The following is a 12,948-nucleotide window of genomic DNA, read 5'->3' as shown; positions in this document are numbered from 1 at the left end:
CTGCTTTGTGATCGGCTGTTTTGTTAAAGGCAGCTTAGCCTGGGATTTGTAGTAGATATTTAACGCCAAAGCTTTTTTTTATAAACCAAACAGAATTGATGAATTAAGGTTCTCTCGTATTTCACCCTATAAAGGTTCATACGGCTTATGCTGGTGGAGCATTATTAACCGATGAAGTTTAATCAGGTGAATTGTACAACAAGTGAGACAAGATTTTTCCTAATCGGTAAAATTAGATGATTTTACATGCTAAAGCGTAAATTTTGAAAACTTCCTCGTAAAGAGCGGAGTCTTTTTCTTTTATCTTAGGCTTAGGTCTAATGTTAAATAAAACCAGATTTATACTTCCTAGTGGGTTACAACTTGTTAGACAAGTATAATATTGAGCTTGCGTTAAACCCAAAAGAAACAGACTCATTTCATTTCTATGGAGTAACGCCCTAAAGAAGGTAATAAACACTTTCTTAATGATGATTTCAAAGATTCGGATAAAACAGACGGATCTGCAAAACAAAATTGAAGTTTTCTATTGATGAAATAGATGAAACTTCAGTACATATTATTGGGGAAGGCAAGATTAAAGTTAAATCGATTGTAAAATTTATGTTTTTAATGGATGGAGAACTTACGAAGTATACCGTAAATGATCAAACTCTCTTTTGGTCCTGTTATTGCTGAGGCTAGTATTAAAGCTGTAATGACAGCCCAATCAATGCTCCATGACTTATAACTTTTGTTCTAGTTTTCAGTAAGAAGTTTATCTACAGAGGCACGGAAGGCTCCATAGTCAAATGAGTTAGCTACTTCGTATCTTTGATAACCTTTGCTATTACCAATTGTAATTTGTTTACTATTATCAATCCCAAAGCTCACTACTTCCGAATTATCACTCTTGTTTCGAATGTAGATGGTATAGGTATAGGCCGAATTACTATCATTAATGGGTCTATCTACTTTCTTTAGCTCCAGACCTGATAGTTGATTTGAAATTTCCTGGAAACCATTCATATCCATAATATGTGTTAAAACATCTTCGTTTGTCTCGGTTGATTTAGGGACACGAACGATCTGCAGATAAGCATTGTCAACATTGTCGACCTCGTCAAGAACAGCCTTTTGAAAGGTCGTATTTAAGGAAACAACATAATAAATAGCCAATGCAGCGATAGCAATTACGATTCCTATAATTCCACCAATTAAAACACGTTTCTGTTCTCTCATAAGTCACTTCCTTAATTAGTAATTCTAAACCAACTGTTTAATAGTTATTTTCCGAAAATTCACCTCCGTGAGAGGGATCTAATGATGTAATGTATCTTTTAATTATACATAAAATAGGAATTGATTTTTTTCATTTAACTAAGCACAACGTTTTATCAATTGAAGATCTTTATCCCGTAAATTATCATTTTGTGTCGAGGGACAAGAACATGGTTCCTTTGAAGTCGCTATTTTAGCGGCTTTTTTATTTTATCGGTACAAGTTCGTTTCCCGAGCCAAGGACAAGACTTGTACCGATTAGGCATATAACTAGACGGTTCTTTTCCTCGGTAACTCATTAAATTAATGGGCAGGATAGTCTAAGATAATCCGAGGTTAACCGTATCATAAATGACGCAAATTTTGTGCAAGAGTTGAACGATTTCTTTTTAACAGGACTAGAATAACAATAAGGCCATCCTGGATCGGATAGCCTCATTGTTATTGCGATAGAATTATCTAGATAGGTAGATGTTAGCGAACAAAGTCTGCCTGGCTTACATCTTAGCGGCAATCGACGCCTTCAGGATGTCATGCACGGAAAGCGGCGAGCGATGGAGCAGGTTGGTGAGCGTCGGATCAATGTGAGCGAATTCGCCTTCCCGACTGGCGCGGAAGATGCCAAGCAGCATGTTAGCCTGTGCTTCAGGGACACCATGCGACACAAGTGTGTCGCAATATTGGTCGTCGGAAACGAACACGCGCTGGATGGGGCGGCCAGACAATTCCGAAGCAATGGCTGCGACACCGGTGAGGTCAATGGCCTCGGTCGCGGTCAGGCCGGGTGTCAAGCCTTCAAAGCGTTGCTCGCTCAAGGCGATTGCAGCAGCTTCGGCAAGGTCAGTGTGTGTAGTCCAAGAGACTGGACCGTCCTCTGGAGCGGCAAGCACGCCTGTCGAGATAGCGTCCCCGAGAAACATTAGCGCTGATGCCATGTAAAAGCCGTTGCGCAGTGATACAAATGGGACGCCTGAGGCTTGGAGTGCATCTTCGGTAGCGGCGTGATCCTTCATCGGGGCGAAATGTGACGAAGGAGACGAGCCCATGTGGCTCGTATAGACAATTCGGTTTGCGCCAGCTTTTTTGGCAGCTTCGATCGCCGTAAGATGACTTTGAACGATAGCTTCACCGAAGCCGTCAGCGGAGACGATCAACACTTGTGTCGCGCCTTCGAAGGCGTAAGCCAGACTGTCGAAATCGTTGAAGTCACCTTGGCGTACGCGTACGCCCCTTCCTTGCAATTCCAGTACTTTCTGTGGATCGCGCACGCTGACGCCGATCTGTTCAGCTGGCATGCGTTCTAGTAATTTCTCTACCGTCATCCGTCCAAGTTGTCCGCTTGCTCCTGTTACGATAATCATCTCAATCACCTTTCTTTTCCTTTTATAGATAGTGTTGGTTAACCATCAATATTAGATTTGTTATACTGTATAAATGGTAATAGGATTGTGGTATCCGAACAACCAGCATTTAGCCGATTATGTTCCTTAAACGACATGAATGCCGATTTGTCGGTTTGGAACGCGGGAAGGAGCAACATCAAATATGCCAGTCAACTTGGACGATCCCCGAGTGAAGCGGACGCGTGAGCTGATGCTTCAATCCTTTATGGGCCTGCTCGAACAGAGGAAAAATATCTACTCTATTTCGATACAAGACATTACATCACATGCAACGGTTAATCGTTCTACCTTCTATGCTCATTTCCAAGACAAGTACGAGTTCCTGGAATGCTGGATGAGTGACAAGTTTCGCAGAATCGTGGAGTTGCGCTTGACGGATTACAACCTTACGGGAACGGACGATTTGCGAACGCTGATTCAGGTCACTTTCGAATTTCTGGCTCGTCTACGCCAGTATATGACGCCAGGTGACGTCCAATTCGAGCCGATATTCGAGGTTGCGATCCAGAAAGAGGTTGAACGACTGCTGCTCCGATGGCTCCATGAGAAGGTGCGGGAGCAGGCTTCTATTGCAGAGGGGATGATCGAGCCGATAGCGAAAGTGATTAGTTGGGGGATATTTGGATCGGCTGTACAGTGGAGCCGCAACCCTGAGCAGCGTACGGTGGAGGCAATGACGCGGGACTTGCTGGCCGTAGCCATAACGGTGTTGGAGCCAGTAAATTAACTCTGATACACCCATTACTCCGGTAATCCTTAACTTATCCGTGTTTTATGATAGAACTAACGTAGAAACGAACGATAACTCAATGTTACAAATAAAGCAGCTGATCAATGTGATCGGCTGCTTTATTCAACTAACGGGCAGTTATGTTTAATGAGGCGCTGTGATAAGATTGAAATAGGGGTGATACCATTGATGAGAAATATTATATTATTATCCTTACTTGTGGTTGGAGCGATTCTTATTTTAATTACTGCAATTCCGCTTTTTTCTTTTTATCCATATAGTGATGGCCCCAATTCAGGTCCTTTGAACACATGGGAGTTTGTTCGAATGTTTGCATATGACTCTTGGCCATCGTTTTTTATAATTGGCATATTCCTGTTGGTAGGTTCTGTTTACGGACTTCGGCGAAGATTTCACATAAGTCGACGCTAAACTAACGGGAAACTTTAGTTAATAGCCCCAGTCTAAAACCTTTTATTTGAAGCAAACTAGAATTATTTGCTCTTATAGGAGGTTTTATTATGATTTTAAGTGAACTTTGGAATCAATATGAAGCAGATAAACGAATTCAAGGGTTTAGCCCAAATACATTGCGTTCGTATGCTTTACAACTCAAGATGTTGGTTTCGGAACTAGGGAATGTAGATATTTCGGGAGTAACTTTATATCTTCTAAAGGAATACTTAGCAAAGCAATCAGAACGTTTAAAACCAAGCAGCCTAGGGCACCGTATCCGTTTTGTACGTTCCTTATTTCGCTTTGCATGTGAAGAAACCTATCTATCTAGCAATCCTTATATTAAACTTCGTGAGCCAAAAATGGAGAAGCGGGTACCTAAGTTTTTGATGGAAGAAGATGTGGTTCATTTAAAGATCTAATACTACTCTCCCTTTATTTAGCGGAACGATAGTTCCACAAAAGAGAAGTTCTATTCAAAATCCCACTCGGCAATGAAGTGGGGTTTTGTTTATATTGATATGTATATCTTGTGATCAAAAGATACTTTATGTTTTGATTCATTACGGTGATCCGTATCACTAGCAGTGGTAAGGCGAAGAATCGAGTTGAAGGTTGACGTATAATGATACGTTTGGAATTGGGTGCTTAAACTAAGCATTTAAACACTTATTGAAACGGCTGGCCATAGTTCGGTGAAAATACCGAACTATGGCCGTCTATGCTCGTATTTTTTTTATCTCCACCTTGTCATATCTACTCCAAAAATGGCCAAATGTTCTATAGTGCCTAATGTATTAATTCACAGTACCTCTACCTTGGCTGACTACAAAAAAGACACCGATAAGCGCAACCAGAGATCCTACCACCATACGCAGAGTGAATGATTCTTTTAAGAAGAGTCGCGCTAGCAAAGCGGTGAATACAGGAGAGAGCGATAAAATAAGCGAAGCTGTCGTTGCATCTATCGTCTGCATTCCAGTAAAGAAAGATACCTGATGTAGTAACATCCCAATAAGAGCGAGCGGAATTAAGTAGATGATATCCTGTGAAGTCAATCGAATCATACGTCTGGTCAAGATGAGATGCCAATTAGGAACACGGAGGAGACGGCAAGTCGGTATGCGGAAAGAAGCATTGCAGGAAACTCCTGCAGCAAGAGTGAGCCGAATATGAAATTGCTTCCATAAAGAGTCGCACAAAGTAAGAGAAGCAGGTAAGTTCGCAAGCCGATGCGCCTTCTTTCAAAATTTGACTAATCCAATAGCCTTATTGGTTAAGCTGTCGTTTGATGGCAACCAGTTCGATCTCGATTTCAGCGCTACGTGGTAGCTTAGCTACCTGTACGGTAGTTCTTGCGGGATGATGATTACCAAAATAGTGACAATAACCGTCATTCATTTGCCCGAAGTGATCTAGATTCGTCATAAAAACGGAGGTTTTTACAACGTCTTCTAGGGTGAAACCAGTTTCAGATAACACATTCTGAAGGTTCATCAGGATCTGTTGGGTTTGTGCAATGATGCCTTCCCCGCTGGTGTGTAATTCTCGTCTAGAAATGATTGAACAGCTTGGAACGCTTGAACTCTATTTTTTTCGAGCAGTACCATATGAGTACCTTCCCCGATTTCCACCCAACGGCGATAAGCAGCTCCAGTTAAGGAAGTAAAGAAGTTTTGTGCCAAATCTAATGGTACATCGATATCCCACTCCGCATGAATGAGGAGTACAGGTACGGTGATATCTTTAGGTTCATAGAAGGCTTTGCCAACCGTCCAATATTCACGTATGTCTAGAATCGGTCCGTTGGTAGCGCGAATATGCTCAGGGTGTACGGTCTTGTTATGAGGATCGGAGGCCAGCGTTGCTTCAACCCATTTTTCAAACCAACCCTCAGGGAGCAAGCTATCACGTTTTCCTTCAGGAGCAGCACTTAACCAGCGTTCTTTAGTAGTACCTGCGGGCACAAGGCGATAAGAGCCAAGCGGGCCGCCTGTATCAATAGGGATTGGTTTGTTGCTCAGCCACTGAGGAGCAATAAGGGTTAACTTGTTCACTTTGTTATTATTACAGCTTGTATATGCCCCAGCCACCGTACCGCCCCAAGACATCCCAAGTACATTGACCTTCGATAGATTTCGATGCTTTAGGACGAAGTCTACGGCCGAGCCAAAGTCACGAACCCCGGTTTCTGTACGGACGAGCGGAGGATTCTGATCAGCAGGTTGCTCCATTTCTGGCGGTCTTGTGGATCCACCATAGCCACGAACATCTACTGCATAGACGTCATAACCGTGACTTGCGAGGTAATCAAGGAAGGTGAAACCGTCTAGCTCCACATCGTATAGGCTGCCAATTGGATAAGTAGCACCGTGGACCATGACGATCGTTTTCTCATTAGAGAAAACAGTCATAGATGCAGGACGTTTATTAAGGAGCGATAGCTCAATACCAGGCGTATCGCTAGCTATGTTAAAGTTCTCAGATACGATGGAGATAGATTTGTTGAATGTATTGTTAAACATTATATTTTTCGCCTCTCTTCAATGTATTAGATAAAGCGCCAGTTGAAGCCGTCTTCGCTTCGGGTGACGTATCCCGCTGAACTCTCTGGGAAGTGCGTACTGAAATAGATAATTGGACGATCGGCAACATATTCCAAAGCCCAGCGGCGTGAAATTCGGGCCTGATCGCCAAATTCACAGTACATAGAATTCCAATCCGGTCGTATAACTTGGAATGGGTGATGCATGATATCGGCGCCGAACAAAGCTTCTTCACCACCCGATGAAAGACGAATAGACATTTGTCCGATACTGTGACCTGGAGTCGGAATGAATGTAAATATATCTAGAAACTTTCCGCCTTCTGGACCGATAGTTTCCGTCAAACCTGCCTCAACGATAGGAAGTACACTCTCTTCATAAACATTGAAATTTGCTTCATTTTCTTTGTTATGGCTCGCTTCGCTGGAATAATACTCTTGTTCTTTAATAGGGAATACGTACTTGGCATTGGGAAATGTAGGTACCCATTTGCCGTCAACTAGCCTCGTATTCCAACCGACGTGATCCACATGCAAATGAGTTAGTAATACGTAATCGACTTCTTCTGGAGTAACCCCTGCCTCTTGAAGTCGCTCGAGATAAGGTAGCTGCAGATTGGCAAGATCCGGATTTAGTGGCAGGTTTTTATCGTTACCTGTAGCTGTATCAATAAGAATCGTATGATGGGGTGTCTTCACGACCCAGGTGCCAATACTCACGATGAGTTGCGAATTTTCGTCAAGCAAGCCCTCAGGGAAGGAGTGTTGATTCTCTTCTAATAAAGAGGGGTCCCACGTACCTGGGAAATAAACTTCTGGTGGAACACCACTGATTACCATTTCGGTGACTCGGGTAATAGTAGTATCGCCTACGTTGTAAATCTTAGGTAGCTTAGTCATATAGCTCATCGCCCTCCTTCAAAATTTCGCTGGAAATGAAATTCTATATTTAAAAAGAATTATGTGTACATGTCCCGGGAACGTATTTGCACATCAGCCTTGTTAAAATCTTAATCCAATAATGTCCTTTATTCAACGTTTTTACACCGAAATTGAACGACCGTAAGAAAGCTTGCTATTGCTAGATATTTTAATTATTATCAAAATATAAATTTCGCTGAGAGCGAAAAAAATCAAATGTGAAGGAGTCATGAAAGATGAATTCTATAGGCGAGGTCATTAGAAATACCCGCAAAAAGCAGAAATTAACTCTTAAAGAAGTGGCAAAAGCAGGATCTATCTCAGTATCTTTTCTCAGCGAAATTGAACGGAACAAAGCGAATCCGTCGATAAGTGTCCTAAAAAGGGTTGCCAATGCGTTGAACGTGAATTTTACTGATCTATTTGGAGAGAAAGAACAAAGCATCGTTGTGAGAAAAGACGAACGTAAACCGTTGGTACATTCTGAAGGCTCACGTATTACATGGTATTCCCTTAGCGAGGGAAGTAAAAATAAGATGGGACCAATCTGGGGGGTGCTTGAAGAAGGTGCGACTTCTGGTGATGTTGGCGTAGGACACAGCGAAGGAGAGGAGTTTCTGTATGTCCATTCTGGTTGCCTGGAGTTTATGCTTGGGAATGATAGATATACGTTAGAAGAGGGAGATAGTATATATTTCGATGCCAAGACACCGCATAGCTATAAAAATGTATATAAAGGTGAGACCTTGGTGATTGCCGTGTCGACGCCTCCAACTTTTTAAGTCCAAACCGAATTATACCTTCATATAAAATGAGCTTATGATTTGAAATAAATAGTATTAATAATGATTTGTTTCTTCTTTTCGCAACCCACTTTGACCTTAGCATTCAAATTATCGGTGCAACTAGATATTACAGTTGACCAATTATTTACTTGCGAGGAGGATTCAAAATGAAATTGCAAAGAGCTGATGAAATGGAACAATTTCAAAATGATAAATCTGCTAAAAACACTTACATATTTTTTACTTTAGCGTTTTTGCTTTGGTCAGCAATCAATTTAATCTCGAAAGGTAAAACGGGCTGGGAGTTTACTATTTTGATGATAGGAAATGCAATTTTCTTTTGGTCAAGAGTCTTCTGCAAAAGGAAAATGAAATAAAAGAGTGAACCTTAGACGGATGTCTAAGTAGGAGTGGAAGGTCTTTTTTAAACGCTGAGGCTGGATTTTTGTAAAAGAGAGCAGGCCCATTTGAAGAGAATCATTTGAGACGATCTATTCTTATTCTAGGCTTCATCGACTTTAGGTTTCACACCGTATTCTTTACCGAAATACTCCATCTTTTCAAGGATCGGAAGTAATTTCATTCCCTTGTCTGTTAATGAATACTCGACTCGTGGAGGAACCCTGGATAAACATCACGTTGAATAACGCCATCATTCTCTAATTCCTTCAGCTGCTTGGTAAGAGAGCCTTGAGATAGACCTCTAAGGAATTTTTTGATATCCGAATAACGACGTGTTTCAGGCTATCGCGTACATATCACTTTTTTCATCCATGAACTCTTGTTCAAATTCTTCATTGCAAGCCCTCATCCATATCACTCCTAATCTATAGGTACAAAAAGATGTACTATGTTCATTTGAATTGCCCTCTTTGCAAAAGAATTGAATACACTTATGATTGGCACAACAACCTAAACAAAATGATTTATTTACTAAAATATAAAAGAATAAAAACTTGTTTTGGTTTTATAGTTAGTAGCCTAAGTAATCATTATATTTTTCAACCCTATAGTTAGCAAGCTAAATAATAAATATAACATAGAAAGGAGTGACTGATGTGAATACAGCAAACGAACTAAGGCTTTCGATTTTGGATTTTGTTCATATCTATAACGGAACCGAGGCTGCGGAAAGTCTTCAGAATGTGACGGAAATGGTTCAACTAGCTGAACATTGGGGGTACAACAGGTATTGGTTTACAGAACACCATAACACAACAACCTTGATGAGTACTTCACCAGACTTGCTGAGCATGCATGCAGCAGCTCACACAAAAACTATTCGAGTAGGTTCCGGAGGGGTTATGTTGCCCAATCACAGTCCCTTGAAAGTGATGGAGAACTTTACGCTTCTCGAAGGATTGTATCCAGGGCGTGTTGACCTCGGAATTGGCCGAGCATCAGGTACGGATGGCAGAACCATGTGGGCATTATTAAGATCCCAGGCATTAATGGAGGTTAATGATTTTCCTGAGCAATTAGATAACCTACTTTCCTTCTTTGCCCGTGACTTTAAAGAAAACCACCCGTTTAGTCACATCCATCCTCCCGGAGATCGTTCAATGGTTCCAGATATGTTTATGCTGGGATCTAGCGAGGGTGGGTTACATTTCGCCTTGGAAAAAGGATTAGGGTTTGTATTCGCAGCTCATTTGGCACCGCAACGGGCTATTCCTATGTTGAGAGCTTACCGTTCGAATTTTAAACCTTCGTCCTATTTATCTGAGCCCCAAAGTATGTTAGCGACGATCGTTATTACAGCTGAGACGAAAGAAGAGGCTAAATATATCGCAGGACCGGCGGAATTAATGTGGGCACAGATGAGCACAGGGACGATAAACCTTACTTTCCCTACACCGGAAGAAGCTAAAAATCACATTTACACGCCTCATGAAGAGCTGGCTAGGGAACGTAATAAGGACCGCTTTGTGATTGGAAGTGTTGGACAGGTTGCGGAGCAACTTAGGCAAATTGCAAAAGCAAGTTTAGTGGATGAAATCATGATTGCAGACTTCTATCCTAATCAAGAGAGTCGTAAGAAAGGGCATGAATTGTTGGCTAAGGAATTAGGTTTATCTTAAGGAAATAAGTGAACTCGTGAAAAGGAGATCATTCAACCATGGAAGAAAGAAAGCTAAAATTAGGAGGAATTATTGATGGCGTGGGTTGGAATTACACGGGTTGGAGACACCCCGATATTCCAGCAGATGCCAGTGAAAATATTGAGTATTACGTACAGAAAGCCAAACAACTTGAACAGGGAAAGTTCGATCTCATCTTTTTGGCAGACGTAAGTCATATTGGACCGGGCATGATTCCACACTATCTAAGCATGTTTGAGGGCGTATCTATTTTGTCTGCACTAAGCATGGTAACACACTCCATTGGCTTGGCCGCAACGATAGCGACTTCATATGCTGATCCCTTTACCGTCGCTAGGCAAATTGCTTCCCTCGACAAGATTAGCAAGGGCAGAGCAGGGTGGAATGCAATTACCTCCAATCCCGGAGGATTAGCCAATTACAGTCGTTCCCATTTAAAGAAAGCAGATCTTTACCCCATGAAAAAAGAGTTCTTGGAGATTGTTGAAGGCCTTTGGGACTCGTATGAAGACGATGCCTTTATACGTGATAAGGAACGTGGGTTATTTTATGACCCGCGTAAAATGCATCCGCTACATTATACCGGGAATTACTTTTCCGTGGAGGGGCCCTTAAATATCAGTCGATCGAGGCAAGGCAGACCGGTCGTCTTTCAAGCGGGTACTTCCCCAGCATTCATGGATGTTGCCGCGCAGCATGCTGAAGTCATCATGGCACCTGGACATGATTTGGAATATCTTAAGGCATTCACTGAGGAACTTAAACGTAAAGTGCAAAATCAAGGGCGTTCACCACATGACCTTTTGATGATGCCTTCTCACAATCCCATCGTTGGTGAAACAGAAAAAGATGCATTGGAAAAGTTAAGAGAAATCGAATCATGGATGCCTCAAGGTTATCGAATGCCGAAACCTGGATTAATGGGATCTGCGGAGCATGTTGCCGAACAAATCGAACACTGGTATCGAGAAGGGGTTATGGATATCTTGCTGATTAGACAAGATCATCCAGCGGGATTTAAGGACTTTATCGAATTGGTTGTTCCTATCTTACAAGATAGAGGCATATTCCGTAAGGAATATGAGGACGACACACTTCGGGGGAATTTAGGTCTACCTTACCCAGAAAATAAATACACGAAGTAACAATAGAAAAACTCGTTTAACAAGAGGAGAACAGATAAAATGACTAACAGAGTTTCTGAAATATTAAATATTAAAAAGCCAATTATACAGGGCCCGATGTCATGGGTTACGAATGCCGAATTTGTTGCAGCAGTAAGCAATGCGGGTGGATTAGGATTTCTAGGTCCAAATGCCGGTCAGGTTGATATAACTCGCTCACCCGAAATAAGTGCGGAAAGAATGAGAACTGAAATACAAAAAACAAAATCTTTAACGAATAATCCATTTGGAATTCCAGTGATCGTGAATCGTGATTTAGCTTACACATGGCCACTTATAGAAACAGTTATTGACGAGAAAGTTCCTGTTGTTCTGGTGAATGATACACTGGATGAAAGAATCTTTAAACCATTAAAAGAAAACAATATTAAAATTGTTTATAGACCCCTTACTCCTACTATTGAAAATGCAAAAGCTGCAGAAAAATTCGGAGTAGATGTTTATGTAGCGACTGGATTTGATGAAGGTGGTACGGTTCCAGAACGAGTTATTGGAACATTTTCGATTGTTCCAATGATTGTAGATGCTATAGATATTCCTGTAATGGCAGCTGGTGGTATTGGAGACGTTAGAGGAGTGCGTGCCGCATTCGCTTTAGGTGCTGAAGGTGTGTTTGCTGGCAGTGTCTTTATTCCAACAAAAGAAAATCCAGCAGCAGAAAAGGTGAAACACATGATTGTAGATGCTACAGCAGAAGATTTACTATTGTTCCGTACTTTACCAGCATACTATCGTTCTTTACCTACTAAATTGGCGAATAAACTAGTCGAAATGGATAAACAAGGTGCCAGCCGTGAAGAAACAGCACAATTGATGCGTGGATCAATTGGAATGCGTATCGGAATGTTAGAAGGAAATACAGACGATGGCTATATTTCTATTGGTACTGGAATTACTCCGATTAAAGAAATCAGAACAGTAAAAGAAGTGGTCGATACTTTAATGCAAGATTTTAATTAAAATATTTGGAACTTATAAAGTGGAATTACCTTTTACGTATTCAACTAACGGGCATTGATAGCTTAATAATTGTCCATGAAATCTCATTGCTGTCTAACTGGACATAAGTAAAGCTTCATTTTCATTTGTTGGATTGACATATTGCAAATCTTTAATATATACTAATTGACATGACCAATCCAATTGACATTTTTAAAGCACTTTCCAATGAAGCACGTATTCAAATTTTAGAATGGCTAAAAGATCCAAAGACCCATTTTTCGCCCCAAGAAGGGATTGATCTTATAGAGGTTGGGGTATGTGTAAGTCAAATCACAGAAAAATTGAACATGAATCAATCGACTGCCTCGCAGTATCTTTCAATGTTGCAAAGAGCAGGATTAGTTCATGCTACACGTTTAGGGAAGTGGACATATTATAGAAGGAATGAGGAGGCCATTAATCAAATTGGTCAGTTCCTTCAAAAATGAACATGTTGGAAGCTGAATTCGGGAAATAGAATTCAGTTTTTCTTAAGGTGAACAAATTGATAATTTGCAATATATAAATTTTTTTTGATTTTCATATTGACATATTGCAATATGTTTATACATTTTAAGGAG

The 12,948-nt window shown here is 41.1% G+C and carries 14 protein-coding genes and 1 pseudogene; 8 read left to right on the top strand and 7 right to left on the bottom strand.

Annotated elements, in window-relative coordinates; all coding sequences use genetic code 11:
- Positions 1-738 precede the first annotated feature (738 nt).
- Entirely contained in the window at positions 739-1,221 is a 483-nt protein-coding gene (locus AAIH57_RS05825) for a hypothetical protein (protein ID WP_430020901.1), read from the bottom strand.
- 536 nt (positions 1,222-1,757) lie between these two features.
- A complete protein-coding gene (locus AAIH57_RS05820) occupies positions 1,758-2,621 on the bottom strand; it encodes an SDR family oxidoreductase (RefSeq protein WP_430020900.1) in 864 nt (287 codons plus the stop codon).
- A gap of 184 nt (positions 2,622-2,805) precedes the next feature.
- Here AAIH57_RS05820 and AAIH57_RS05815 point away from each other — a divergent pair, with 184 nt between their 5' ends.
- On the top strand, positions 2,806-3,390 hold the full coding sequence (locus tag AAIH57_RS05815; RefSeq protein ID WP_430020899.1) for a TetR/AcrR family transcriptional regulator: 585 nt from the start codon (positions 2,806-2,808) through the stop codon (positions 3,388-3,390).
- Between the two features lie 524 nt (positions 3,391-3,914).
- A complete protein-coding gene (locus tag AAIH57_RS05810; RefSeq protein ID WP_246311087.1) occupies positions 3,915-4,271 on the top strand; it encodes a tyrosine-type recombinase/integrase in 357 nt (118 codons plus the stop codon).
- A 375-nt stretch (positions 4,272-4,646) separates the two neighbouring features.
- Here AAIH57_RS05810 and AAIH57_RS05805 read toward each other — a convergent pair whose 3' ends face one another.
- The 4 genes from AAIH57_RS05805 to AAIH57_RS05790 form a co-directional block, all read right to left on the bottom strand.
- Positions 4,647-4,916 (bottom strand): EamA family transporter, encoded by a 270-nt coding sequence (locus tag AAIH57_RS05805; RefSeq protein WP_430021339.1) that lies wholly within the window; start codon positions 4,914-4,916, stop codon positions 4,647-4,649.
- A 202-nt stretch (positions 4,917-5,118) separates the two neighbouring features.
- On the bottom strand, positions 5,119-5,346 hold the full coding sequence (locus AAIH57_RS05800) for a Rid family hydrolase (protein ID WP_430020898.1): 228 nt from the start codon (positions 5,344-5,346) through the stop codon (positions 5,119-5,121).
- Positions 5,346-6,374 (bottom strand): alpha/beta hydrolase, encoded by a 1,029-nt coding sequence (locus AAIH57_RS05795; RefSeq protein ID WP_430020897.1) that lies wholly within the window; start codon positions 6,372-6,374, stop codon positions 5,346-5,348. The genes AAIH57_RS05800 and AAIH57_RS05795 overlap by 1 nt, the downstream gene beginning before the upstream one ends.
- Positions 6,375-6,400: 26 nt before the next feature.
- Positions 6,401-7,294: an MBL fold metallo-hydrolase gene (locus tag AAIH57_RS05790; RefSeq protein ID WP_430020896.1), complete on the bottom strand. Its 894-nt coding sequence runs from the start codon at positions 7,292-7,294 to the stop codon at positions 6,401-6,403.
- A gap of 257 nt (positions 7,295-7,551) precedes the next feature.
- On the opposite strand from AAIH57_RS05790, the gene AAIH57_RS05785 reads away from it, so the two are divergent.
- Together AAIH57_RS05785 and AAIH57_RS05780 are read left to right on the top strand one after the other, a co-directional pair.
- Positions 7,552-8,097 carry a helix-turn-helix domain-containing protein gene (locus AAIH57_RS05785; protein WP_430020895.1) on the top strand — a complete coding sequence of 182 codons (546 nt, stop codon included), beginning with the start codon at positions 7,552-7,554 and terminating at the stop codon, positions 8,095-8,097.
- Positions 8,098-8,267: 170 nt separating this feature from the next.
- Positions 8,268-8,477: a hypothetical protein gene (locus tag AAIH57_RS05780; RefSeq protein ID WP_430020894.1), complete on the top strand. Its 210-nt coding sequence runs from the start codon at positions 8,268-8,270 to the stop codon at positions 8,475-8,477.
- 125 nt (positions 8,478-8,602) lie between these two features.
- Here AAIH57_RS05780 and AAIH57_RS05775 read toward each other — a convergent pair.
- A pseudogene (locus tag AAIH57_RS05775) lies at positions 8,603-8,875 on the bottom strand (winged helix-turn-helix transcriptional regulator).
- Between the two features lie 283 nt (positions 8,876-9,158).
- On the opposite strand from AAIH57_RS05775, the gene AAIH57_RS05770 reads away from it, so the two are divergent.
- The 4 genes from AAIH57_RS05770 (at position 9,159) to AAIH57_RS05755 (ending at position 12,816) form a co-directional block, all read left to right on the top strand.
- The gene (locus AAIH57_RS05770; protein ID WP_430020893.1) at positions 9,159-10,181 is read left to right on the top strand and encodes an LLM class flavin-dependent oxidoreductase; all 1,023 of its coding nucleotides are present in this window, start codon (positions 9,159-9,161) and stop codon (positions 10,179-10,181) included.
- Between the two features lie 38 nt (positions 10,182-10,219).
- Complete coding sequence (locus AAIH57_RS05765; RefSeq protein ID WP_430020892.1) at positions 10,220-11,347, top strand: NtaA/DmoA family FMN-dependent monooxygenase; 1,128 nt, start codon at positions 10,220-10,222, stop codon at positions 11,345-11,347.
- Between the two features lie 39 nt (positions 11,348-11,386).
- Complete coding sequence (locus AAIH57_RS05760; RefSeq protein ID WP_175398594.1) at positions 11,387-12,346, top strand: NAD(P)H-dependent flavin oxidoreductase; 960 nt, start codon at positions 11,387-11,389, stop codon at positions 12,344-12,346.
- A gap of 170 nt (positions 12,347-12,516) precedes the next feature.
- Entirely contained in the window at positions 12,517-12,816 is a 300-nt protein-coding gene (locus tag AAIH57_RS05755) for an ArsR/SmtB family transcription factor (protein ID WP_175398593.1), read from the top strand.
- Positions 12,817-12,948: the final 132 nt, after the last annotated feature.

The sequence above is a fragment of the Paenibacillus sp. MABNR03 genome, assembly GCF_050455445.1.
In the GTDB taxonomy this organism is placed as follows: domain Bacteria; phylum Bacillota; class Bacilli; order Paenibacillales; family Paenibacillaceae; genus Paenibacillus; species Paenibacillus xylanilyticus.
This window is presented reverse-complemented; position numbering and strand designations above follow the sequence as displayed.